The sequence below is a fragment of the Dethiosulfovibrio peptidovorans genome (genome assembly GCA_002748665.1).
GTDB lineage: Bacteria > Synergistota > Synergistia > Synergistales > Dethiosulfovibrionaceae > Dethiosulfovibrio > Dethiosulfovibrio peptidovorans_A.
Genome location: PDTB01000021.1, coordinates 91,205 through 114,733 on the forward strand (window position 1 = coordinate 91,205; position 23,529 = coordinate 114,733).

A 23,529-nucleotide genomic window follows, 5' to 3' on the forward strand; every position below is an offset into this window, starting at 1 on the left:
GTCGTTGACAGTCTGTGGTCTCGTTTCTATACTCGAGTTCATAACGAGCGAGGAGATGGTTCTGTGACGATGGATAAATCGAAAATTCGATGGCTTCTTCCGGCAGTGTTGGCTGTTGTGATCCTGGTGGTATTGATCACTCCTCGGTTCATGCGGCCTGATGATTTTCTTCGGGAGGTCCCTTCTATTCGGCCGGTCCTGACCACGGTCTTGATGCCCTCTGGTGCTGGAGGACGGCGTACATTTCCCGGTCGGGTCCAGGCGTCTCAAAAGGTTGATCTGTCATTTCGTGTCTCCGGTCCTCTGGTGGAGCTTCCTGCTTTAGAGGGAGAGCACGTTCGGGAGGGAGACCTTCTGGCCCGGATCGATTCCCGGGATTTTCAGCTGGCCCTTGATGGTGTGCGAGGAGCCCTCTCGGAGGCTCGGGCGACTCTGGATGCCATGCGAAAAGGAGCGAGGAGAGAGGATCTTCGAGCCCTCCAGGCAAAGGTTGAAGCCGCCAGTTCTCAGGCCAAGGAGGCCCGTTCTCAATTTCAGCGTTTCAAGCGGCTCTATGAGGCGCAGGCCATTTCTCAGGCCGAGTTTGATCGGTACCGTACAGCTCGGGACGTGGCCTCCTCAGCTTTGCTCGCTGTGCAGGAAGAGTTGAAAAAAGCTCGACGAGGAGCTCGTCCTGAGGAAATTCGAGCCATGGAAGCCAAGATCAGCTCCTTGGAGGCTAAGGAGGATGCTGCGGTCTCGGCTCTTGAGGACACCGACCTTCTGGCTCCCTTCGACGGCATAGTGGCCAGGCGAATGGTGGACAAGTACCAATTTGTCATGGCCCGTCAGCCTGTGGTGAGCCTTCAGGATGCATCGTTGGCCCAGATCGTAGTGGACGTACCTGAGTCGGTGATTCGTTATCGTTCCCACCAGCTCAGGATATGGGCCACCTTTGACAGTGCTCCGGGACGGTCGTATCCTCTCCGTTTAGTCGAGTTCGCCTCCGAGCCCGATCCTGAGACCCAGACATACCGAGTAACATTGGCCATGACCTCTGATCCTGATTTCGAACTCCTCCCGGGAATGACCGTCCAGGTTGTCGGTGAGGTGCAAGAGCTGTCCGATGATGCGTCGGTCTATACCATCCCAGTAGAAGCTTTGCTCTCAGGCGACGGATCTCCCTCGGTATGGCTCGTTGTGGATGGCCGTGCGGATTCCCGATCAGTTACGGTGGAAGCTTTGGGTGATGGATTCGTCCAGGTACGGGGGGATTTGAAATCGGGTGATCGCTTGATCACGGCTGGGATTCACGTTCTTTCTCAGGATCAGGAAGTTCGTCTTCTGGAGGATCAGCGGTGAACGTGGCCGAATGGTCTTTGAAACGGCGCTCCTTCGTCCTTTTCGTGGCGGTCCTCTTATTGATAGGTGGCGTGTGGTCCTATGTGGGGCTTGGGCGCTTAGAGGATCCCGACTTCACCGTCAAGACCGCCTTGGTTGTCACCCCCTATCCAGGGGCGTCGCCTACCGAGGTTGAGGAGGAGGTCACCGATGAGATCGAAGAGGCCGTGCAACGCTTGCCCCAGCTGAAGCGGGTCCGGTCTCAATCTCGCCGGGGATTGTCGGTTGTGTACGTGGATATCAAGGACGAGTACACCAACGGCAAGCTCCCTCAGGTTTGGGATGAACTCCGACGCAAGGTCAGGGAGGCTCAGCGATACTTGCCTCCGGGAGCGGGTCCTTCTATGGTGAATGACGATTTCGGCGACGTTTTTGGTGTGCTTTTTGCCCTGACGGGTGATGGGTTTTCCATGGCCGACCTCAAGCGATACGCCGATATCGTTAAAAAACGAGTGCTCCTCGTGCCTGATGTGGCTCAGGTCTCTATCTGGGGCGATCGGACCGAGGCGGTCTTTGTTCAGTTCTCCCGGTCCAAGGTGACCGAGCTGGGTCTCTCCCCCGAACAGATCGTCGCGGCTCTTCAGGGGCAAAATCTGGTGGTCGACTCCGGCTCGGTCTTGGCTGGGTCTCTTCGGATTCCCCTGGATCCCAGCGGGAAGTTTCAATCGGTGGACGAGATCGGTGACATTCTCATTCGGGGTGGCCGCTCCGGTCGTCTCGTGGTCCTTCGGGATATCGCCACGGTGAGCCGGGGGTATCTGGAACCTCCGAGGCGGATCATGTGCTTCGACGGTAAGCAGGCTTTGGCCCTGGGAGTTTCCACGGTTCCTGGCGGCAACGTCGTTCGAATGGGAGAGAATGTCCAGGCCGAGTTGAGGCTGATTGAGGCGGACCTTCCTCTGGGGCTTTCCATTGAAACGGTGACCTTCCAAAGTGATCTGGTTCGTGAGGCCGTGGATGGTTTTCTCATGAACCTTGCGGAGGCCGTCTTCATCGTCATCGCCCTTCTCGTTGTTTTTATGGGTATGATCAGCGGTCTCCTCATGGGGGGAATCCTGCTTCTGACCATTGCCGGTACCTTTGTTGCCATGAAAATCATGGGTATTGAGCTCCACAGCGTTTCGCTGGGTACTCTGATCATTGCCCTGGGGATGTTGGTCGATAATGCCATCGTGGTTACCGAGGGCATTTTGGTGGGGATCACCATGAAACGCTCTCGGGAGGAATCTGCGATCCGCATCGTCCAGGAGACCAAGTGGCCGCTCTTAGGCGCGACTTTGGTGGCCATCCTGGCCTTTGCAGCCATCGGACTCTCCAGAGACGTGACCGGCGAATTCTGTCGTAGCCTCTTTCAGGTCATCGCCGCGTCCCTCCTCATCTCCTGGGTTCTGGCTGTCACCGTGACGCCTGTCCTGGGGGTCATGTTCCTTCGGCCCGAGCCAGGAGACGATCCCTACAACAGTCGGGGATACCGGATGTACCGTCGAATCCTGACGGAGTGTGTCGGTCATAGATGGCTTACGGTGACTGCGGCTGTTGTGCTGCTTCTGTCCTCCATTTTTGGGTTTCGGTTCGTGGAACAGAGTTTTTTCCCCGAGACGGCCCGGGATCAGTTCATGATCCACTATTGGCTGCCCGAGGGGACCGATATCACCAGAACTGCCCAGGATATGACCGAGTTGTCGGAGCACCTCATGGCATCGGAGACGGATGTCACGTCGGTGGCGACCTTTGCCGGTGAGGGGCCTCTTCGGTTCTATCTCTCTATGGAGCCCCAGCTTCCCGACAGCGCATATGGGTTTTTGCTGGTCTCGGTGACCGATCACAAGGTCATCCCTGCGGTCATGGCACGGGTGGGGCGTTGGATAGCCGACCGGTTTCCTGACGCTGATCCTCGCTTCGAGCGATTCATGAAAGGGCCGGGAACCGGGGCAAAGATCAAACTTCGGATCTTCGGGGACGATTCCGGGGAGCTCCGCCGGCTTTCCCGAGAGGTTCAGGCCATCATGGCTTGGGAGCCATCAGCTATCGATGTCCGGGACGACTGGCGTCAACCAGGCCAGGTCCTCCGGCCTGTCCTGGATCAGGCTCGGGTGAGCCGGTCTGGACTGTCCAGGGCCGAGATTGCCGGCGCTCTGGAGGGGACCTTTGCGGGACGAATCGTCGGGGTGTACCGGGAGGGAGATAGACTCTTACCTATTGTAGTTCGAGCCCCCGAGGACGAGCGTCTCGGGCTGGGGGCCGTGGAGAACGTCCAGGTCTGGAGTCGGGGACTCCGACGGTTTGTCCCTTTGGGGCAGGCCATCTCAGAGGTCCGATTGGTCTGGGAGGACCCGATAATCTGGCGGCGAAATCGGTCCAGGGTTATCACGCCCCAGTGTAACCCACGCTCAGGAACAGCGGAGGACCTCCGTCGTTGCCTGATTCCTCATATAGAAGCCATCACTCTTCCAACGGGGTACCATCTTGAGTGGGGTGGCGAATACGAGGTCTCCCGGGACTCAAAAGGAAGCCTGGTGGCCCCATTTTGCCTTTCCTTCATCCTTATGATCGTCCTGGTTATGGGTTTGTTCAACGGGTTTCGCCAGCCTCTGGTCGTGTTCCTCTGTCTCCCGCTGGCGGCGGTGGGTGTGACCGTAGGACTGCTGGTAACGGGGCAGAGCTTTGGTTTCATGGCCCTGGTTGGCTATCTTAGTCTGGCCGGGATGCTCATAAAGAACGCTATCGTTTTGCTGGATCAGATCGCGTTGGAACTGGCTCAGGGGACGGCCCGATTCTCGGCAGTGATCCATGCTTCAACGGGGAGAATTCGACCGGTGATGATGGCTGCGATGACCACGGTGTTGGGAATGGCCCCCTTAGCGTTGGACGATTTCTTCGCCTCTATGGCGGTGACCATCATGTTTGGGCTCACCTTCGCCACTGTCTTGACCTTAATCGTGGTTCCGGTGCTGTACTGCATGTTCTATGGGATCTCCATGGACGAGGTGGACGTTTCGTCTCCCATGTAGATCATGCACAAAACCCGGGGCATTTGTCCCGGGTTTTGTGCAGCATAGGAGTTGTTGAGGAAATTCGTGTGACGTCGCAGATTAGGAGGCTCTGCTCTCTTGCTCTGTACCCATAGTATAGTCGGAGAAGTGAGTGTGGGCATCGGTGAAAAACCTACCTTTTGACTAGGTATAAATACGGATTGATATGGGGCTTCTGTGGTCGATGGTTTCTCGGTCTCCTCTATGATGATGTGTGTGGTGTTGTGGATGAGAATGTCTGCTTATTGATCAATAAGTCGTAGTATAGTTATTGCGGAAGACCGATCATCGGTCAAAACACCGTTCTCCATCTTAGTCTCAGTGTCTTTGCCGATAGGGTTTTGATATATGGGAACCTCTAAAACTCAGAAACTCGCCTCGGGTGGTTTCGACGGAGCCCATTCGAGGTTCGTATTTTTGACCTGCCGCCGTGAAGTATCGACTGGGACGAGGTGGATGTCGTCCCAAGCCGGGAGGACACAGGAGGTGCCCTTCGAGGTGACGGTACGGAGCAGGCAGGTCAAAAATACGTTCGGGCGAGATAGGGCTCTGGCGGAACGACCTGAGGCTGGGAGACCTGGATGCAGGTTTTTAGAGATGCCCGTATGATCCTTTTCAAGGAGGGGTTCTGATGACGACCCATTGCATCGTCCATCGTGATACTGATCCGTTTTTCAACTTAGCAATGGAGGAGGTTCTCTTTGATCGATCCAGCCAAACGGCGGACGGCTATATACTTCTGTGGCGGAACCGCCCCACCGTGGTGGTCGGGCGGTTTCAGAACACTGTCGGCGAGGTGAACGCTCGTTTTTTGAAAGAACACGGTGTATCGGTCGTTCGTCGGACTACTGGCGGCGGTGCCGTCTACCACGACCTGGGAAATTTAAACTATACCTTTATACTGCCCGTTCGGGATCGGGATTCCAAGGGACTTGATTTCGCCCTGTACACCAGGCCACTCCTGGAGTACCTGGAGAGCATTGGGGTTCATGCCGAGCTTACCGGACGAAACGACCTGACCATCGAAGGCAAAAAATTCTCGGGCAACGCCCAACACGTCAGCCGGGACACCATGCTCCACCACGGTACTATCCTCTTCAATACATGTCTGGAGGACGTGGCGTCGTCCCTGTCGGTGGACCCGGAAAAATTTCGGTCCAAGGGCGTTACCTCGGTACGCAGCCGAGTGACGAACGTAGCTCCACATCTCCCCAAGCCCATGAGTATGGAGGACTTTATCGATGGCCTCATGGAGTTCTTTGCCGCTCCCTTTGGCGGTTTCATCCGGGGGTTATCCGATGAGGAAACCGAAGTGATTCAGACTCTTCGTGATGAGAAATACGCCACCTGGGACTGGGTGTGGGGGAACTCACCGCCCTTCTCTCTCTCGGCAGAGCGCCGCTTCGAAAAGGGCAAAATACAGCTTTATCTGGACGTTCGAGACGGCATCATCGGTGACGTTGCCATCCGAGGCGATTTCTTCAGTGAAGCAGATCCGCAACAGGTGGAGAAAGCCTTAAAGGGCGTCTCATACCGAAGGAACTCTGTGGAGAAGGCCCTGGCCTCGGTCGCTGTGAGTCGACATCTGTTGGGAATCTCACCGGAGGACCTGATCGACCTGGTGATGGAGTGATGTCTCATCCTCCCCGGAGTGTTCTGGTGGACGATGTCTCTCTGGCTTGTTCCGTCTCAGGGGAGGGGCCCCCTCTGCTCTTAATCATGGGCTTTGGGGGTACCATGGATATGTGGGGCTTCCCCTTTCTGTCTCGCCTCATGAAGAAATTCACGGTGATTTCCTTCGATCATCGGGGAATGGGAGAAAGCTCCCTGGGAATCCGAGTGCCCTCTATCGAGAGATTCGCCTCCGACGCGGCCGGACTTCTGGATGGTCTGGGAGTGAAAAAAGCCCACGTTCTGGGGTGGTCCATGGGGGGCTACGTGGCTCAGGAACTGGCGCTGTGTCGTCCTAACCTGGTGCGGCGTCTTGTTCTCTACGGCACGTGCTGCGACCATCAGACAGCTGTATCGGTCCGTCGCGAAGCTTTCGATCTGATCACAGACCTGTCGGTATCGGACCGTCGACGGACCGAGATCGCCCTTCATACCCTGTTCCCCGATCGGTGGCTGGAGAAACGTCCTCGCTTTGCCCGGGCATTTTTATCTCATCCTATGACTGCCTGTTCCAAGTATTCAGACGGGGTTGCCGCCCAGGTTCGGGCTCTGGAGTCCTGGTCAGGGTGTTGCTCTCGTCTGAGGACGATGGACATACCCACCCTGGTGGTTGCTGGCGAGCAGGACAGGCTTATCCCGCCGGAGCTTGCCCGAGCCACGGCGGCAGTCCTCCGCCGGGGACGGTATCGTCCTTTCCCTGACGGAGGACATGGACTGGTTTACCAGTATCCTGAGGAACTGGCCCGAGTGGTGGAGGGCTTTCTGACGGCACCGAGAGGCGTCAACTTCATGTAAAGGAGAGAGTATTTGTGGTGAGAATCGTTCGCTCTATCCAGTCGATGAAGGCTTTTTCGGAGAGCTGCCGTGCCGACGGACGAAGCGTGGGACTCGTCCCCACGATGGGCTATCTCCACGACGGACACATGTCCCTCGTCCGTGCCAGTCGGGAGGAAAACGACGTCACGGTGGTGTCCATCTTCGTGAACCCGATCCAGTTCGGCCTTGGAGAGGATCTGGATCGCTATCCCAGGGACGAGGCTCGAGATCTGACTCTTCTGGAGGCGGGGAGAGTGGATTGCCTGTTCGCGCCGCCGGCAGAGGAGATGTTCCCTTCGGATCATTCGGTCACAGTGGACGAGTCGTCTATCAGTCTTCCCATGTGTGGAGCCTCTCGCCCTGGTCACTTTCAGGGTGTCTGCACGGTAGTCCTCAAACTGGTCAATGTGGTGAGGCCCCATCGGGTTTACTTCGGCATGAAGGATTATCAGCAGCTTCAGGTCGTTCGTCGCATGGTTCGTGACCTGAACGTCCCGGTGGAGATCCGCCCATGCCCCCTGCTACGGGAGCTCGATGGGCTGGCGTTGAGCAGTCGGAACGCCTATCTCTCTCCAGAGGAACGGCGATCAGCCTTGAGCCTGTCCCAGGCTTTGTTCAAGGCCAAAAAAACCTTCGAAGCCGGTGAGCGTTCTGCCCGGGTTTTGGTCGACTCCTGCCTGGCCGTTTTGGCTCAGGAGGCGTCCCTGCGTCCCGAGTACGTTGAGCTTCGGGACGCTCTGGACCTGTCCCCCGTGGAACAAATTGATAGTCCGGTGGTCTTGGCCATGGCCGTCCGTGTCGGGACGACCAGACTTATCGACAACGTCGTGTTGGGATGATGATGTCGTGTTCGATTCAGATGTTGAAATTCGAGCCTTGCAGAAAATCCCTCGTGAATGTCGTCGAGTCAGCGGGACAGGACTGTCTTCCGTGAACGACGATCGACAGGCCATGATCGACAAGGCGCGGCGACATCGGAACAGAAAGGTCTTTCGCTCCCACGTTCCGGTAATGAAGGGACCGGACCCCGACAGGATTCAGCCTCGAAAGAGGTATGCTCAGCTGGTCTTCTTGAAAAACGTGATCAAGAGCCCAAATATCGAGGTAGGGGACTACACGTATTACGACGACATCCGGGGGGATAAACCTCTGGAGTTTGAGAAAAACGTCATCCACTCTATGCAGGAAAAACTCGTCATCGGCAAATTCTGCTCCATAGGAGCGGAGACGGTCTTCATCATGAGCGGGGGAAACCACCGTCTGGACAACGTGAGCACCTACCCCTTCGGCCTCATGGGCAGCGGTTGGGAGATCGTTTCCTATGAGCCCGAGCTTCGGGGCGATATCGTCGTGGGCAACGACGTCTGGATCGGCTTTCGGGCCACGATCCTGGGTGGAGTGACCGTCGGCGACGGTGCTGTGATCGGGGCTGGAGCCGTGGTTACTGCTGACGTGCCTCCCTACGCTGTGGTGGTGGGAAACCCCGCCCGGGTTGTGAGGAGGCGCTTCGACGACGAGACCGTGGACATGCTTATCAGGATCAAGTGGTGGGACTGGTCTCCCGAGAAGATCACCCAAAACGTCGGGATTCTGGCATCGCCGTCGGTGGAGCGGCTGAGTCGATTTTTGTAAGCTGTCCGAGAACGACGTAAGGAGGTGAGTCGATGTACTGCAAAAAAATGGTCGACTTCGCGGCTCCCTCTCTCCGTTAGATGTAGAAAACGCCCCTACGTTCACCTGATGAGTCAACGACTATGACGTGACCTGGCATCTGACCCTGGTTCCCATATCCATCTCTGAGACCGTCGAGCGTGATGTGTTGGAAAAACTCTCTCGGGAGTATACCTATGCCGTCGTCGCTCTGAAGAGCGACCGTCTCCTGGGAATCTGCGGGCATCTGAGTGTGGATCACCTGAAACAGGTGGGGAAGGAGGTCCCTTTCTGGGGGCCAAGGACGCCTGGGGCCAGGGCTATGGTGCTGAGGCTCTGAGCTTGTTGGTGGACTATGGCTTTCGGGTCCTGAACATCCATAACGCATGCTTCAGGTCCCGTTCGACAACGAACGGGCCATGATGTACATGGAGCTCATGGCGGACCGTTAGGTGGATTTTGGGCCCAGAACGTTAGGTAGGAGGAGATACCATGGCTGATCTTTCAAGCGTTTCAAAGACTCTCTACGTTCCTTTGGTCGGGCGGATCTATGCGTCTCATCATCACAGGGATATTCTCTACGATCCCAAAGCTCTGTCCGTGGAGGACAAATTGCCGCCCCAGGTTTTCGATATGAAAGGGCAAAGTGAGTACACCCTCCTGGCCAGTGCTGTTCGAGCCAGACTCGTGAACGATCGAATCCAGAACTTCTTGAAAGCCCATCCTGGGGCTACAGTGGTGAACGTGGGATGTGGCCTTGATACATCCTATGATGTGAACGCCAATAACTCGGCCCGGTGGTTTTCCCTGGATTTGCCCGAGGTGATAGAGCTCAGACGCACCCTTTTCCCCGAAGGAGAGCGGGAGACGTACCTGGCTCGATCCATGTTCGACTACTCATGGATCGACGATGTCAAGTCTCAGACTGGCTCCCGTCCCGTCCTGGTGACTGCAGCAGGCGTCTTGCACTACTTTCACGAGGATCAGGTGGTGGATTTCCTCAGGCACCTTGCCGGCTTTGGCCGAAACCAGGTCCTCTTTGATGCTGTCTCTCCCGTCGGGCTCTGGTTTTCACGCCGGTACGTTCGAAAGCTGGGGCATGGTGATGCCGAGATGTGCTTCTCCGTAGCAAGCGCCCGGGAGTTGGCCGCCAAGGTTTCTACCGGCACCCGGGTTCTGGAGGAGAACGGCCGTTTTTTTCAGGGGATTCCCTCGAACCTGAAGATGGCGACCAAACTCTCCACGCTCCTCGTCGAAATCTTCGCTATGGCGAAGATTATTCGGATGAGGGTTCGGTGATGCTCTGTCCACTACTGTACTCACCTTCTCTCAACTTTTTTGTCTCCCTCTTATAGAAAATGTCTTGACCTCAAACGGCATTGAATTGATCCCCGTAGAAAATGTTTTTTAGAGATACCTTTAGGTGGTCAAAAGCGTTATAATTTTAAATTTTATATTTAAAAAGATAACAAAGGAGGAGATGTTATGCGTAAAATAGTATTTTTAGCCTTGATTATGGTTTTTTTGACAAGTTCTTTGTACGCAGGTATAAAAGATAAGTTGGACAATTGGGAAGAAAAAAGCGGTTGGCCATTTGATGTCAGTGATAAAGAAATCTCCATGGGGTATCTGAAAGATGCTACGACAACTGATTTAAGTGATGCAGATTTGGACTTTGTAAAATCTATTGGTGAACGATTTTTAGAGGATCTGGCTATCTGGAAAGCTGCACAAAACGATATCAATTTAAAAAGCCATCAAAAATTTGCTGCACTTGACAGGCAGATAAGGAATTACAATGAAGCAAGAAAACAGATTGCTGAATATATGGAGTATGATTTTCTTTTGCCTCTGCAAAAAATTAAATTGATTTCCTATAAAGACGGTTCTTTCGCCATAGCAAAGGGAACTGATGGAAAGTATGTGCGAGAGTTAGGAGAAGCTTATATCAATAAACTTCAGAGATATGCCAAACAGGTAGCTCCGTTTTTTGGCGGAAAAGATGACAAGATGGGAAAATCTATAATTGATCAGGTTGCTCTAGTTGTAAAAGCCAATGAATATTCAAAGGATATCATTAGAAAGTCGCAGGAAGAGAAAAAGATTGAAAATGAAAGAAAGCAAGGGGAGATGGCAAAAACTGAAAAATACGATCCTAAGAAAGTTTCTGTGAAATTTTCAGATGAGTTCATTGGTGAGATAAAACGGGAATATAAAAAAGCATCAAAGACCGTAGATGGAAAAATTCTTGACATTTCTCCAGTTCAATATAAGGAGTATATGGATTATACAGGCGGAGCTTTGAACCTTGAGGAATGTATAGCAAAAAAATGTACTTATAAAGAAAAATATGATGTGCAAGGAGTTTTGTTGGTAAAAAATGACGGGAAATATATAAAATACACGTTCTCATCCGTAAAAAGTATCAACCATGTACATAATGGAACTGCCTACAGCAATCCTTATACAAGCTTTTATACGAAAGTGGTTAAAAAATGTGAGGTTCAAGCTGAAAATGTGGCAAATGAATATAGGAAATAATTGGTACCCTTGACAAAGAGTACCTTAGTTAGAAATTTTTCCAAAGAGCTTCTGTGGTTGATACGTTACAGAGGCTCTTTTTGTTCTGCTTTTTAGGGAACCTCTGGGGTGTGCATATTTTGAAATCTGAGCAGACCCAAAAAGCCATGGACCAGAAAAGAGGACGAGTCAGGCTAAACAAACGTTAAAGTGAGTTTCCCGCACCATCGACTTCCTATGCAAGAGGACTTGTAGCGTCAACAGAATAGATCGCTTCTGATCCCATGATCAAGTATTAGAATTGAGTGATGATGGTATAGGCCAGCTTCCGCAGGCACTATTGTAGTGGGGCTCGCACTTTACCAGCCCTTCAAAGTATCAAGGCTCCTGTATGGTCTTGCCATCAGGGGTGCTTTCTTCCGCAAGGAGGTTTCGTTGTATCAGGAGAGCACTGTAAGAACCCTGGCGTAACCCCGTACACATTCGTTCTCCTCGAAATGAAGACCGACAATCTAACTCGTAGCGTCGTCAGCCAATCGAAAGGATAAGCGTCTATCTGAACCAAATCCTCGAAACATCTTCTTCTTGTCCTGCTGTCATCTCTCCTCGTATAGCCCTGTCGATAACCGTCGCTTTTGTAACTCCCTGTGTGCTCAATAAAATATCTCTCCTCATTCCACTATCGTGACACAGGAGAGGTAGTTTCACTGTCCCTCTTAGGGATAACCGTGTCGTTGTCCCGTGACAGGCAACGACATATAAGCTTGACAAAAAATTCTGAGGATGTAGTATGTAGCCAATATATTGGTTGAATATCGCCCCCTCCACAGCCTGTGAGTTCTCAAGTGATAGGAGCGCGAAAAGATGTCCCAAAAATCTGATCAAGCATATGACGTTATAAAGCGGGGAATTCTCTGCGGAACAATTTCCAGTAAAAAACCGATTTCTGTGGGTAGCTTGGCTTCCGAGCTTGGAGTGAGCAGAACCCCCGTTCGGGATGCCCTCCAACGGTTGCAGACAGAGGGGTTTGTGCAGATTTTTCCTAACCAAGGTGTAATGGTTCAAAATCTTACTTCTGCAGAAGTAACGCAAATGTATGAATTACGTATCGCCCTTGAGGGGTACCTTTTGCGCCGTAGTATAGGGCTTTTTTCAAAAAAGGACATTGCCTCTCTAAAGGAGCTGCTAGAGTTGCAACGAGAAGCTATGGAGAGGAATGATTCTTATGCATTTATGCGTTTTGATAATGCACAGCACTTATACATTCATAAGGTTTATTATAATCCCTTCATTTTTGACGTCCTTAACCGGATGGCAGATCGGATTTTTTACGGAGGAGTGCAGGCTTTGAAAATGCCCGGACGGATGGAGGCTACTTACAAGGAGCATGTCAGTATCGTGGAAGCTATTGAAAAAGGTGATGTGGAAGCGATCCTTTTAGCTCTTGAAAATCATTTTACCCATGGACTAAGTTCAACAATCAGCTCTTTTAATCAAGGTGTTTTAAGTTAGGCTGTGGCACATATATTTTCAATTATTAGAGGAGGTGTAACGTAGCAATGTTGAAGAAATGGTTTGTTGTTTTTGCGGTATTTATGGCAGTTTCTTTTTCTGTGGCTCTTTGTCCTGTCGAGGCTTCTTTTAATAAGAGGTTGAAGTTTGGCGTGGCTGTTTCCAAGAACTCCACGTGGTACCAAGGGGCCAAAAAGTTCGCAGAGCTTATTAATGAGAGGACGGAAGGAAGATTTGTCGTAGATATTTTCCCGAGCGACCAGTTGGCGGCAGGAAATATCATCAAGGGGTTAGAGCTTCTGCGAATGGGGGTGACGGATATCGACATGCGCTCCACCATCATCTATACCACCGTGGACCCCAAATTTACGGTCCCTCTCATGCCCTGGATTCTACCTTCCTACGAGAAAGCTGATGAGGCCATGGGGGGCAAGGGTGGAGAAATGCTCTTCAATCTCGTTAGGAAAAACGGTATTGAACCTCTTGCCTTTGGAGAATCGGGGTTTCGTCAGATTACGAACAATAAGCACCCTATTGTGGCTCCTGAAGATCTTGCTGGACTCAAGATTCGAGTTCCTACTATAAAAATGTATATAGCGCTCTTTAAGGCTCTGAAAGCTGATCCCACATCCATTAATTTTGGAGAGCTTTTTGCGGCTTTACAGCAGGGAACGGTAGATGGGCAGGAGAATCCTCCAGATGTTATTGTCTCTGCAAGGATACAGGAAGTTCAGAGGTACATGACTCTCTGGAATGCATCGTATGATCCCATCATCATGAGTGCCAGCAACAAGTTCTGGAAATCCCTCTCTTCGGAAGAGCAGGGCGTATTCTTAAATGCTGCGCAGGAAGCTATGGCGTACCAGCGAGCACTTGCCCGTGAGAAAAACAAGGAACTCATAAAAACCTTTGCGGAAAAGATGGAAATCACCACTCTTACGCCCGAGCAGATCAATGCTTTTCAAAAGAAGGCTGCCCCCGTCTATGAGGAATACAAAAAAATTATTGGTACAGAGCTGTTAGAGGCCTTTGGGTATTCTGAGTGATAATTGAGAAAGCTAAGGAGAAGCTCGCTTCTCCTTAGCTTAAAGAGGGAGTGTCCCCTGTGAAATGGTTTGACCGCATAGAAGAGGGGCTTCTTGTATGTTCTCTTTCTGTTATGGTTATAATTAATTTTGGGAACGTGCTTTCACGGTATATTTTCCACGCCTCATGGTCTTTTTCAGAAGAGTTGCTGGTGATTTTTTTTGTCTATAATAGCTTTTTGGGTGCTGCGCTTGCTTGTCGTCGGGGAGCTCACATGGGTTTTACGGTTCTTACGAGTGTCTTTCCCGAAAAGCTGAAGAAGAGCTTTGTTGTTTTTTCAACGGTTATCAGCCTTATCCTAATGGGGGTGCTTGTCCTTTATGGAGCCGAGATGGTCTGTGGGCAGGTGGAGTATGAACAGAGAACACCTGCTTTAGGGCTTCCCGAAGCTGTGGCAGGTTTTTCCGTTCCTTTCGGAGCTTTGCTAATTGCCATTCGCATGGTTCAGGCCTGCGTTGCGGAGCTTCGTCAAATCCAGAGTTTTTCCGAGAAATGAAAATGGGGATAGAGTCATGAGTCTCGGGATCAGCCTTTTTGGAGTTTTTTTTCTTCTCCTTTTTGCAGGAGTACCCATAGCGATCGCTCTTGGTATGGCGGCAGTGGCATCGTTTTTTTCCCAGGGATTTCCGCTTTCAGTTCTTCCGACGGTAATCTATGCTTCTCTCGGAAAATTCACGCTTCTCGCTATTCCTTTTTTCATCTTAGCGGGAGTGATTATGGAATATGCGGGAATCTCTAAACGCCTCGTTCGCCTTGCGGATGTTTTCGTAGGACATGTCCGAGGTGGTTTGGCAGTTATTACTGTGATTGTGGCGTGTTTTTTTGCGGCTATTTCCGGCTCTGGCCCTGCCACTGTTGCAGCTGTGGGTACTATTCTAATCCCTGCCATGATAAATGCTGGCTACAATAAGGGGTTTGCAGCTTCCCTTATGGCGGCATCGGGCAATGTGGGTATCATTATTCCTCCTAGCATAGCTTTTGTAATCTATGGTGTATTGGCAGAAGTTTCCATAGGCCGTCTTTTTATGGCAGGCATCGTCCCGGGAATATTGCTCGGATTCTGTCTTATTGTTGTGAGTCTTCTGCTTCTCAGAAAGAACAAAGATAATCTTGTATGTCGCGAGGCTTCCACGTGGACAGAAAAATGGCAGGCTTTTCGAGATGCTCTTTGGGGGTTGTTGGCTCCCGTGATCATCCTCGGAGGAATTTATGGGGGTATCGTAACGCCTACAGAAGCCGCTGGTATTGCTGTAGTCTATGGCCTCTTCGTAGGAGTTTTCGTCTATCGGGAAATCCGCCTGAAAGATTTGAGGAGACTCTTGGTAGATGCTTCTATGGGATCTGCGGTGGTCATGTTCATTATTGCTTTTGCTAGTGTTTTTGCCTGGGTTCTTACAACAAGTCATTTTGCTAGAGATATTTCCGAACATCTTCTCTCCATTACCACGAACAAAGTTCTCCTGTTGCTCATAATAAACGGCATATTACTTATAGCAGGATGTTTTATTGACGCGGCTTCGGCATTTTATATCTTTTTGCCTATCATGTTGCCCGTTATTCAGAAAATTGGAGTTGATCCCATCGTGCTTGGCGTTTTTATGACCATGAACCTTGCGGTGGGAATGACGACACCCCCGGTAGGATTGGATATCTTTATGGCGAGCAATATTTCTGGAGTTTCCCTGAAGGAAGTCTCGATCAAGGTAATGCCTTTTATGCTGGCAAGCCTTGTGGCGGTTGTCCTTGTCACCTTTTTCCCATGTTTTTCACTTTGGTTGCCGAACCTGATGGGAATAAAATAAACTTGCAGTTGAGAGGAGAAATCGAATGCGTCTTTCCATCGTAGCGGAAAATTCTACGACCTCCCCTTCTCTTACTCCGGAGTATGGGTTGAGTATGCATCTTGATCTGGAGGGGCTCTCGATTCTTGTCGATACGGCGCAGGGTATAGGCCTTTTCTCCAATGCTTTCAAAATGGGGATTGACTTGAGGCGTTTGGATATGGTGGCCTTGAGTCATGGGCATTTTGATCATGTCGGGGGGTTTGCTTCCCTGTACTCTTATTGTGGATCTATTCCCCTCTGGGGGCATCCGAAAATCAACTCCTTGCATTGCAGGCTTGAGGGAGAAAAAAAACGTTTTATTGGATTCCATCTAAATAAAGATGCCGTGGATTTTCACCCGGTGCAGGGATGTGTGGAAATTGCACCACAAATGTGGGCTTTGGAGATCCCCAAAGAGAGACGAAACCCTGACTTCGTACATACGCCACCTCATCTTGTACAGGAGATTTCTGGAGGTGAGAGCATTCTGGATCCCTTTGAGGATGATATTTCCTTCGTTGTAGAAGGGAGAAGAGGGTTAAGTGTGCTCCTTGGATGTGCTCATGCGGGGGTCGTTAATGTCCTTGAAGAGGTGTCTCATTTTTTTGGGACTCGTGAGTTTTTTTCCGTGACGGGGGGAATGCATCTTTCAAGGTTAGAGGGGGGAGCCCTTGAAAAGATTGTAAAAATACTGGCAAAGAAATTTGTGGTGCGTCATTGGTTCCCATGCCATTGTACAGGATTCTCTGCGGCTTCCATGCTGGCCGTGCAGGGACAAAATGTGAATTGGGGACATGTGGGAACTGTTGTCGACATTTAAGTCGCCTCGTTGGCCTGGTGCTGCAGGACCTTTGGGATAACGCAATGAATTTTCAGCTCAGAGAGAGGCTGTTCGTCGGGAGCTTGCTTCTCCTTTCCCTATAAGCAAATGCCCTGATGTCGTGTCATATGATTTTTTCGAGAGCAACTGTCAAGCTCCCTCTGAATTGAGAGAGTAATCGTTGACTAGGTAGCTTTTGTATCTCAAGTCTGCAAAGGTTTACGGGGGTAGAGATGTCCTTTTGTCGTCTCAGTGGTCTCTGTGATATTTGTCGTACGTCTGCGGTACTCTTCCTTCGGGATGAGTGTTGGCTTGGTTACTTGAAACGTCCCCCTTGCGTAGGGTACAGATTAATAAGTACATGTCCGAAAGATTGTGTTCGGCCTCAGAGACGATGCGTCTGTCGTAAGAAGGAGGGATGTGACACTGAACGATTTTCCTCAAACAACATTTACCGTATACGACTCAACCTGAAGTGTTGTAAAGAGCGCAGATTTTGCGTGAATGCTCTCATTTTGAAGCTCCCTACAGATATGATGCTTTTTGATGAGCTGAAACGAGAGGAGTACAGGGTGTTGGGGAGCGATACGCAGTTTAGGGAAAGTCCAGCGAAGTCAAACGGAAATAAAGACTTCGCCGGATAATGAGCCGCCTATAGAGGACGAGGTATACGCTGATGGTTCTGTGATTTTCCTGATGATGAAACTCAGCAAGGTTCTTCGGGATCTTTTTTGCAGCTTTTTCAAATATCTTGTGGAGAGTAGAAATGAGGTTTTTATGATTTGTGATGACAAATAAGCCCATTCTCCCCCTCTGCTCGAAAACATCTGAGGTCTCTTCATCAGTTTCTTACTTAGCTTGCTCCCATATGCCTAAGTTCATGGAAATTCTAGAACACGTGTCTTTGAGCTCAGGGATGAGTTCCCGCATCGACTGTTCGTCGAATCTGACTGTTGGAGCCGCTACGGACAGACAGCCAAAAATCCTGTGGGGGGGTTCGAATATCGGTACTGCTACGGATATAACCCCTTCTTCTCTCTCCCCATGGCTTAGAGCATATCCGTCTTTTCGAATGGCTGTGAGTTCTTGGAGAAAGGAGTCTCGATCAGTTATGGTCGCTCCGGTTATGGGGTAGGCTTTTGCGATTTCTCTGAGGGCGTATGCTTCATCCGAATAGGCCAATATACATTTTCCTCCTGCTCCTGCCCACAAGGGGAAACGGTCTCCCACTCTTACGACGCAAGACATGAAAAGGAGGCTCTCTACATGTTCGTAGCATACTCGATAATCATTCTCAAGCACATAGAGAGTGACGGCCTCCTTTGTTTTGTCCCGTATTTGTTTCATTAGGGGATAGGCATATTTTACCGCTGAAATATTATCCTTCGCCAGAAAACCATAATGATAGAGCTTAGGCCCCAGATAATAAGACTTGTTTTTTTTGTCTTTTTTAATAATTTGAAGGGCGAGAAGAGAGTTCAGTAGTCTGGACGTCGTGCTGGTCGAAAGGGCTACCTTCTCGGAGATGTCTTTCAAGGTGAGATGTGTTGAGTCCAAGGTAAAACAGTCTAAAATTGAAACGGCTCTATCTAAAACTCTTATCAATTTTTCACTGGTATTTTTGATAGCAAATCCCTCCCATGTAACGATATCCCAGATTTTATATAACAGTTGCTACAGGGCACCTCTAAAAACCTAACATCCGAGTTTCCCGGCCTCAGGTCGTTCCGCCAAAGCCCTGTCTCGCCTAAACGTATTCTTTGACCTGCCTGCTTCGTACCGTCGCCTCGAAGGGCACCTCCTGTGCCCTCTCGACTGGGACGACATCCGCCTCGTCCCAGTCGATACCGTCACGACGGCAGGTCAAAAATACGAACCTCGAATGGGCTCCGTCGAAACGACCTGAGGCGAGTTTCTGCGTTTTTTAGAGGTTCCCTAATATTCCTGCCCCAGATTGAACGAGGGGTGAGCCGTATATGGCTTTGCGATAAGAAGCTAGTGATTAATTGTTGGACTTTCTAGAGCTTAGTGACGAGGGAGAAGGACAACTTCAGAACCAATGTCTTCCCTATCTTTTTTAGGACATAACGATCCTAAACGGTGTTGGCAGAAAGATCAAGCCGATAGTCTCTGATATATTGTCTGAATTCCTTGACATTAGGGGGGAGTTGATGTATGTTTTAAATATGTCCCATTTGGTGGAACTTGTTGCCACAGAGTGGTATTTTGGCGTTATAGAGAACTATGCTGCTTTGTTAGCTGTTTGGGACGTGACGAAGTTGAGCATGAATAGCAAGGCATCACAACACAGGAGGGAATCTGAGTGGACAGAGATTTGGTAGCCTTTCAGCTGGTTTGTTTTCTTGAGTCCCGTGGGGTAGAAAAAATTTTTGGTTTGTGTGGCCATACGGTGCTTGGCTTTCTTGATGCCTTGAGGGAAAGCAAGAAAATCGAGTTTATATCAGTTCGGCACGAACAAATAGCTGCCCACGCGGCAGATGGGTATGCCAGGGCTAAAAATAAAGACACCCCTGGAGTCCTCATGACCCATTTAGGACCTGGTTTGACCAACGCCACGACTGGCATAGCGGAAGCGGGACTGAACTCCATTCCTCTCGTTGTGATCGCTGGCGATGTTCCCAGCAGCTATTATGGTCGTCATCCTCACCAAGAAGTAAACGTCCACAGCGATGCAGCCCAGTTTGAGATATATAAACCTTTCGTAAAGAGAGCATGGCGTGTCGACCGTGCTGAGCTTCTACCGGAGATCATGGACAAGGCTTTTCGTCTGGCTGTGACCGGTCGTCCTGGTCCGGTTCTCGTGTCGATTCCCATGGATATTTTCTCCGTAGAACTAGACGTTAAATTTTTCAACCGACGTTACGACAACATCCCTGAACTTCCCAAACCCAGTATGGATGTTTCTCAGGCTGAGAAGATAGCTAGACTCCTCGGCGAGGCAAAAAAACCTATCCTGTATGCTGGTGGGGGCGTTATTTCCAGTGGAGCCTCTCAAGTTTTAACTGGTTTGGCAGAACACCTCTCGTTACCTGTACTCTACAGTTTGATGGGTAAAGGATCTATATCGGATGAGCACCCTTTGGCTGTAGGTATGACCGGTTTTTGGGGGACAAGTTTTAATAATTCGGTGGCGATGCAGGCTGATCTTATGATGGCGATCGGGACTCGCCTTTCTGAGGCAGATTGTAGTTCCTGGTATAGAAACGAGACTTTTAACATTCCTCCCACAAAACTCATCCATATAGATATAAATCAAGAAGAGATAGGTCGCAATTTCAAGACCGAGATTGGGGTGATCTGTCATGCTAAGAAGGCCCTTGAGGTAATTCTTGAGGCTGCCAGAAAGATATATCCCAACGGTGTTGAAAGGTCAGGAATAGTGACGTCCATAGCCGAAGCTAAAACTGCCTATCGAACGTCTCTCTTGGAAGCTCAAAAATCTGATCAGTTCCCTATGAGGCCAGAACGTATCTTGTTTGATTTAAGGGAAGTTCTCCCGAAAGATGGCTATGTCGTTGCTGATGTGGGCTGGAATAAAAACGGCGTAGGACAACAATTCCCCGTGTATGAGCCGGGAACGTTTGTTGCTCCCGGGGGCCTGTGTACTATGGGATATGGTGCTTCGGCCGCTCTGGGCGTTAAAGTGGCATGCCCGAATAAAAAAGTGGTCGCGCTTGTCGGTGATGGAGGAATGGGTGCCAATGTCTCTCCTCTTGCTACTGCAGCTGAGAAGCACATTGCGGTTGTGTGGGTTGTCATGAATAACTGTGCTTTTGGTACCATTGCTGGTTTGGAATCTCAGCATTATGGGCATTCCTTTGGCACTCTTTTCGAAAAAGATGGGAAGCCATATTCCCCTGATTTTGCTGCCATAGCGAGGGCTTACGGTATAGGTGGTAAAAAGATCGAGTCAGCTGAGGATTTCAAGCCTACCTTGGAAAAAGCGCTCGCTTTGAACGAACCCTATCTTATCGATGTCAGTATGGAGAATACTCCTGTCGTTACGGCAGGGTGCTGGAATATAAACGATATATACACTAAGAGAGGGGAGCGTCGTTCAGAGAGGGTATGGGAATGATGGATCGTCCTATGCCCTGCAATCCCTTGAAAATCAGAAATGCTTTACTAGGTGGACCTGTTCCCCTCATGTGTGTCCCTCTGGTTGGAAGGACAAGAGAAGAGGTCATGGTCGAGGTACAAAATCTCCCGTCTGTAAACCCAGATATCGTAGAGCTTCGGGTCGATGCATGGGAGAGCATAGAAAACGTGGACGATTCCATATTACTCCTTCGGGAGGTCCGTGGTGCTGTGGGGGAGCTTCCGATAATACTGACTTGTCGTGGACACTGGGAAGGAGGAATCAAGGCGGTTTCGGAGAGCGTTAAGGACAGTCTCTACTCCTGGGCGATTTCCGAGAGGGTCGTTGATTTAGTTGACAAGGAATTATCTTACGGCTATGAGAAACTTTCGGAGGTTAAATCCCAGGCGGAGAGTTCCGGGGTAAGACTTATCGTATCCTACCATGATTTTTCCAAGACGCCTTCAGTCTCGTCCATCTATTCTCGATTGGCAGGACAGATCTATTGTGGTGCTGACGTGGCAAAAGTTGCTTTTATGCCTTGCTCCGAAGAGGATGTTCTTAACGTTCTTGAGGCCACTCTGGCAATTCGACGTGATTTTCCTGAAGTGCCTCTTATCGCGATGTCCATGGGAGTTTTGGGACAGAGCAGCCGTTTGATTGGAGGCCTGTACGGATCAGATCTCACCTTTGCTGTTGGGAGCGTCGAATCCGCTCCTGGGCAGATCCCGGTTGAAAAAATGCGTGTTTTTTTTGATCTACTTTATCGTTTGTAAGGGGGTAATACTATGGCGCGAAGATACTCTCTTGCTCAACTTACCGTTCTTGGATGGGCTCCTCCCGATATGATTTACAATGCTCATGCTCTGGGTTATGACTGCGTAGGCATAAGATCCATCAGTATGGGTGTCAAGGGAGAACACGACTACAGTATAGATAAAAATAAAGAACTGTTTGATCGTACCCGCCTCGCGATGGAAGAGACTGGTGTTGAGATTAACGATATTGAGCTGGCGAAAATAGCCGATGAGGTGGATGTTCGGATTTATGAGGGGGCTTTCGAAGCAGCAGCTAGTCTTGGAGTTAAGAACGTAATAAGCAGTATCTGGAGCGACAAAAGGGACTTCTATCTGGATCAATTTGCCTTGCTATGTGATTTGGCTGCTCAATACGACATCACGGTGAATTTGGAGTTTGTCACGTGGGCATCAGTCCGTACCTTGAAGGAAGTTAGGGATGTATTGAATGTCGTCAAAAGAAAAAATGCTGGAATCATGGTGGATACCCTCCATTTCTATCGTTCTAAGGTCAGTCCATCGGAATTAGACGACTGCTCCCATGATCTCTTCAGTATGGTCCATATTTGTGATGGTCCTGCTGAAATTCCGGACTGGGATGATAAAGAGAGTCTTATACATACAGGAAGGGACGAGCGGTATTACGTAGGAGAGGGGGCTATTGATATAGCCAATATCCTGCGCCGTCTCCCTAGCGATATCGTTTTGGCTATAGAGCTTCCCCATCTGCAGAGGGAGAGCCAATGGGGGGCCATGGAGCACGCCAAGCGTTGTCTCGTGACGGCTAAGGCATATATGAAAAAGGAAGGTCTTTTTTAGCATGTATTTTATTGAAAAGAGGGGACATGGAGCATGGCAATGAAAGAAATAACTCCAGAACAGATCCAGGTTCTTGAGGAGTTGATAGAGAGGGCTCGCAGGGTTCAGAGCGTCATAGAGAACTATGACCAAGACAAGGTTGATCGTATATGTAGGGCGGTTGCATGGGCTGCCGGTAATCCAGAGGACTTTGACAGGCTTTGTAAAATGGGCGTCGATGAGAGTGGTGCTGGGGATCGGAATGGGCGTTACGGCAAACGTCATAAGATTCTCGGAGTTCTCCGGGATGCTCTTAGACAGAAAAGTGTAGGTGTCGTAGAGGTCAATAGTGAAAAGGGGATTGCGCGGTACGCTAAACCAGCTGGACTGATCACTTCTCTAATCCCCATGACTAATCCAGAGCTCACCCCCATTGTCACTGCCATCTACGCTTTGAAGGCCCGGGATGTTGTTGTTTTCTCGCCACATCCCAGAACGAAGATGACCACCTTCGAGGTTGTTCGATTGATGCGAGAGGGATTACGGGGCATTGGCGAACCGGAAGACTTTCTCCAGTGTGTTAAGTTTCCCACCATGGCTATGGTTAATAAGCTTATTTCTATGGGTGATTTAATAATGGCGACAGGTGGCCCTGCCATGACAAAAGCAGCTCATAGCTCCGGTAAGCCAGCCTACTGTTCTGGTGCAGGGAACGCTACCGTGATTTTTGATGAGACCACAGATATCGAAATAGCGGCAAAAAATACTAGAATTAGCAAAACATCTGACTTTGGGTCTGGCTGCTCTGCAGACGGAAATCTCGTGATCTACGGCGGGATATACGATGCCATGATACAAGCTCTGGAAAATGAGGGGGGATACTTGGCCAACGATGATGAGAGAGAAATGCTTAAAAAAGCGATGTGGGACGAAGAGGGGCATCGTATTGTTAACACCGTTGCGGTGGCTCCTCAGGAGTTGGCAAGAATTGCCGGTTTTCAGATTCCCAGTGATCGTAAATTCATAATGGTGGTTGGTGATGGTATAGGCAAAGAATACAACTTTTCAGGAGAGAAACTGACGACCCTTCTTGCGCTTTATCGTTACGAGGGTGACTTTGAGAATGCTCTTAAAATGATAGATGGGATCTACAAAGTGGGAGGTAGAGGTCACTCCTGCGGTATCTACAGTCACGATGATGAGCATATTCACCGTCTTGCTCTGAGGGCTCCCGTGACTCGTATAATGGTTCGACAACCTCAATCTAAGGCTAATGCAGGAAGTGCCGAGAATGGTATGCCCATGACATCAAGTATGGGATGTGGAATCTGGGGGGGCAACGTGGTCTCAGAAAACATCGCACTCAAGCATTATATGCAAAGCACCTGGGTGGCTCGCCCTATAATGAGGGATCAACCCGAAGAAGCGGTGCTATTCGGGGAGTTTTTTGATTCCTCAAAAAAGAGGCTTGTGTAGGCTTTTAAAACTATTTTTAATGAGAGGCGTTTGGATCTACCTCTTTTAT

At 50.1% G+C, this 23,529-nt stretch carries 20 protein-coding genes; 18 read left to right on the forward strand and 2 right to left on the reverse strand.

Translation table 11 applies throughout. The features are described 5' to 3' along the window. Positions 1-63: 63 nt before the first annotated feature. From CSA35_05940 to CSA35_06005, 14 genes are all read left to right on the forward strand, one after another. Positions 64-1,341: a hypothetical protein gene (locus CSA35_05940; GenBank protein ID PIE54483.1), complete on the forward strand. Its 1,278-nt coding sequence runs from the start codon at positions 64-66 to the stop codon at positions 1,339-1,341. Beyond that, positions 1,338-4,391 carry a hypothetical protein gene (locus tag CSA35_05945; GenBank protein ID PIE54484.1) on the forward strand — a complete coding sequence of 1,018 codons (3,054 nt, stop codon included), beginning with the start codon at positions 1,338-1,340 and terminating at the stop codon, positions 4,389-4,391. The genes CSA35_05940 and CSA35_05945 overlap by 4 nt, the downstream gene beginning before the upstream one ends. A 652-nt stretch (positions 4,392-5,043) precedes the next feature. Next, entirely contained in the window at positions 5,044-6,045 is a 1,002-nt protein-coding gene (locus CSA35_05950) for a lipoate--protein ligase (GenBank protein PIE54485.1), read from the forward strand. Next, the gene (locus CSA35_05955; protein PIE54486.1) at positions 6,045-6,878 is read left to right on the forward strand and encodes an alpha/beta hydrolase; all 834 of its coding nucleotides are present in this window, start codon (positions 6,045-6,047) and stop codon (positions 6,876-6,878) included. The genes CSA35_05950 and CSA35_05955 overlap by 1 nt, the downstream gene beginning before the upstream one ends. A 17-nt stretch (positions 6,879-6,895) precedes the next feature. Beyond that, positions 6,896-7,738 carry a pantoate--beta-alanine ligase gene (locus CSA35_05960; protein PIE54537.1) on the forward strand — a complete coding sequence of 281 codons (843 nt, stop codon included), beginning with the start codon at positions 6,896-6,898 and terminating at the stop codon, positions 7,736-7,738. A gap of 172 nt (positions 7,739-7,910) precedes the next feature. Beyond that, positions 7,911-8,531: a chloramphenicol acetyltransferase gene (locus CSA35_05965; GenBank protein PIE54538.1), complete on the forward strand. Its 621-nt coding sequence runs from the start codon at positions 7,911-7,913 to the stop codon at positions 8,529-8,531. 127 nt (positions 8,532-8,658) lie between these two features. Further along, positions 8,659-8,889 (forward strand): hypothetical protein, encoded by a 231-nt coding sequence (locus CSA35_05970; GenBank protein ID PIE54487.1) that lies wholly within the window; start codon positions 8,659-8,661, stop codon positions 8,887-8,889. Between the two features lie 152 nt (positions 8,890-9,041). Further along, positions 9,042-9,848 (forward strand): hypothetical protein, encoded by an 807-nt coding sequence (locus CSA35_05975; protein PIE54488.1) that lies wholly within the window; start codon positions 9,042-9,044, stop codon positions 9,846-9,848. Between the two features lie 186 nt (positions 9,849-10,034). Continuing rightward, positions 10,035-11,090: a hypothetical protein gene (locus tag CSA35_05980; protein PIE54489.1), complete on the forward strand. Its 1,056-nt coding sequence runs from the start codon at positions 10,035-10,037 to the stop codon at positions 11,088-11,090. Between the two features lie 843 nt (positions 11,091-11,933). Beyond that, the gene (locus tag CSA35_05985) at positions 11,934-12,581 is read left to right on the forward strand and encodes a hypothetical protein (protein PIE54490.1); all 648 of its coding nucleotides are present in this window, start codon (positions 11,934-11,936) and stop codon (positions 12,579-12,581) included. Positions 12,582-12,628: 47 nt separating this feature from the next. Further along, positions 12,629-13,627, forward strand: coding sequence for a C4-dicarboxylate ABC transporter substrate-binding protein (locus tag CSA35_05990; GenBank protein ID PIE54491.1), 999 nt, complete (start codon positions 12,629-12,631; stop codon positions 13,625-13,627). A 59-nt stretch (positions 13,628-13,686) separates the two neighbouring features. Continuing rightward, positions 13,687-14,163 carry a C4-dicarboxylate ABC transporter permease gene (locus tag CSA35_05995; protein PIE54492.1) on the forward strand — a complete coding sequence of 159 codons (477 nt, stop codon included), beginning with the start codon at positions 13,687-13,689 and terminating at the stop codon, positions 14,161-14,163. A gap of 16 nt (positions 14,164-14,179) precedes the next feature. Further along, complete coding sequence (locus CSA35_06000; GenBank protein PIE54493.1) at positions 14,180-15,469, forward strand: C4-dicarboxylate ABC transporter permease; 1,290 nt, start codon at positions 14,180-14,182, stop codon at positions 15,467-15,469. Positions 15,470-15,494: 25 nt separating this feature from the next. Then, positions 15,495-16,310 (forward strand): hypothetical protein, encoded by an 816-nt coding sequence (locus CSA35_06005; GenBank protein PIE54494.1) that lies wholly within the window; start codon positions 15,495-15,497, stop codon positions 16,308-16,310. 594 nt (positions 16,311-16,904) lie between these two features. On the opposite strand, the gene CSA35_06010 is transcribed toward CSA35_06005, so the two are convergent. After that, on the reverse strand, positions 16,905-17,114 hold the full coding sequence (locus CSA35_06010) for a hypothetical protein (GenBank protein ID PIE54495.1): 210 nt from the start codon (positions 17,112-17,114) through the stop codon (positions 16,905-16,907). A 45-nt stretch (positions 17,115-17,159) separates the two neighbouring features. Continuing rightward, complete coding sequence (locus CSA35_06015) at positions 17,160-17,915, reverse strand: IclR family transcriptional regulator (protein PIE54496.1); 756 nt, start codon at positions 17,913-17,915, stop codon at positions 17,160-17,162. 718 nt (positions 17,916-18,633) lie between these two features. Between CSA35_06015 and CSA35_06020 the strand changes: the two genes are divergently transcribed. From CSA35_06020 to CSA35_06035, 4 genes are read left to right on the forward strand one after another with little or no spacing between them, the layout of a single operon-like run. Then, a complete protein-coding gene (locus tag CSA35_06020; GenBank protein PIE54497.1) occupies positions 18,634-20,409 on the forward strand; it encodes an acetohydroxyacid synthase large subunit in 1,776 nt (591 codons plus the stop codon). After that, the gene (aroD, locus tag CSA35_06025) at positions 20,406-21,185 is read left to right on the forward strand and encodes a type I 3-dehydroquinate dehydratase (GenBank protein ID PIE54498.1); all 780 of its coding nucleotides are present in this window, start codon (positions 20,406-20,408) and stop codon (positions 21,183-21,185) included. Before CSA35_06020 ends, aroD begins: the two co-directional genes overlap by 4 nt. Positions 21,186-21,197: 12 nt before the next feature. Then, complete coding sequence (locus CSA35_06030; GenBank protein PIE54499.1) at positions 21,198-22,025, forward strand: AP endonuclease; 828 nt, start codon at positions 21,198-21,200, stop codon at positions 22,023-22,025. Between the two features lie 33 nt (positions 22,026-22,058). Beyond that, positions 22,059-23,480, forward strand: a complete 1,422-nt coding sequence (locus CSA35_06035; protein PIE54500.1) for an aldehyde dehydrogenase — start codon at positions 22,059-22,061, stop codon at positions 23,478-23,480. Positions 23,481-23,529: the final 49 nt, after the last annotated feature.

What these genes read in the sequence shown, in the direction of transcription:
- CSA35_06005 (PIE54494.1), top strand. Translation starts at nt 15,495, where the DNA reads ATGCGTCTTTCCATCGTAGCGGAAAATTCTACGACCTCCCCTTCTCTT.
- CSA35_05980 (PIE54489.1), top strand. Translation starts at nt 10,035, where the DNA reads ATGCGTAAAATAGTATTTTTAGCCTTGATTATGGTTTTTTTGACAAGT.
- CSA35_06000 (PIE54493.1), top strand. Translation starts at nt 14,180, where the DNA reads ATGAGTCTCGGGATCAGCCTTTTTGGAGTTTTTTTTCTTCTCCTTTTT.
- CSA35_05985 (PIE54490.1), top strand. Translation starts at nt 11,934, where the DNA reads ATGTCCCAAAAATCTGATCAAGCATATGACGTTATAAAGCGGGGAATT.
- CSA35_06030 (PIE54499.1), top strand. Translation starts at nt 21,198, where the DNA reads ATGGCGCGAAGATACTCTCTTGCTCAACTTACCGTTCTTGGATGGGCT.
- CSA35_06010 (PIE54495.1), bottom strand. Translation starts at nt 17,114, where the DNA reads ATGGGCTTATTTGTCATCACAAATCATAAAAACCTCATTTCTACTCTC.
- CSA35_05950 (PIE54485.1), top strand. Translation starts at nt 5,044, where the DNA reads ATGACGACCCATTGCATCGTCCATCGTGATACTGATCCGTTTTTCAAC.
- CSA35_05955 (PIE54486.1), top strand. Translation starts at nt 6,045, where the DNA reads ATGTCTCATCCTCCCCGGAGTGTTCTGGTGGACGATGTCTCTCTGGCT.
- CSA35_05965 (PIE54538.1), top strand. Translation starts at nt 7,911, where the DNA reads ATGAAGGGACCGGACCCCGACAGGATTCAGCCTCGAAAGAGGTATGCT.
- CSA35_06035 (PIE54500.1), top strand. Translation starts at nt 22,059, where the DNA reads ATGGCAATGAAAGAAATAACTCCAGAACAGATCCAGGTTCTTGAGGAG.
- CSA35_05975 (PIE54488.1), top strand. Translation starts at nt 9,042, where the DNA reads ATGGCTGATCTTTCAAGCGTTTCAAAGACTCTCTACGTTCCTTTGGTC.
- aroD (PIE54498.1), top strand. Translation starts at nt 20,406, where the DNA reads ATGATGGATCGTCCTATGCCCTGCAATCCCTTGAAAATCAGAAATGCT.
- CSA35_05990 (PIE54491.1), top strand. Translation starts at nt 12,629, where the DNA reads ATGTTGAAGAAATGGTTTGTTGTTTTTGCGGTATTTATGGCAGTTTCT.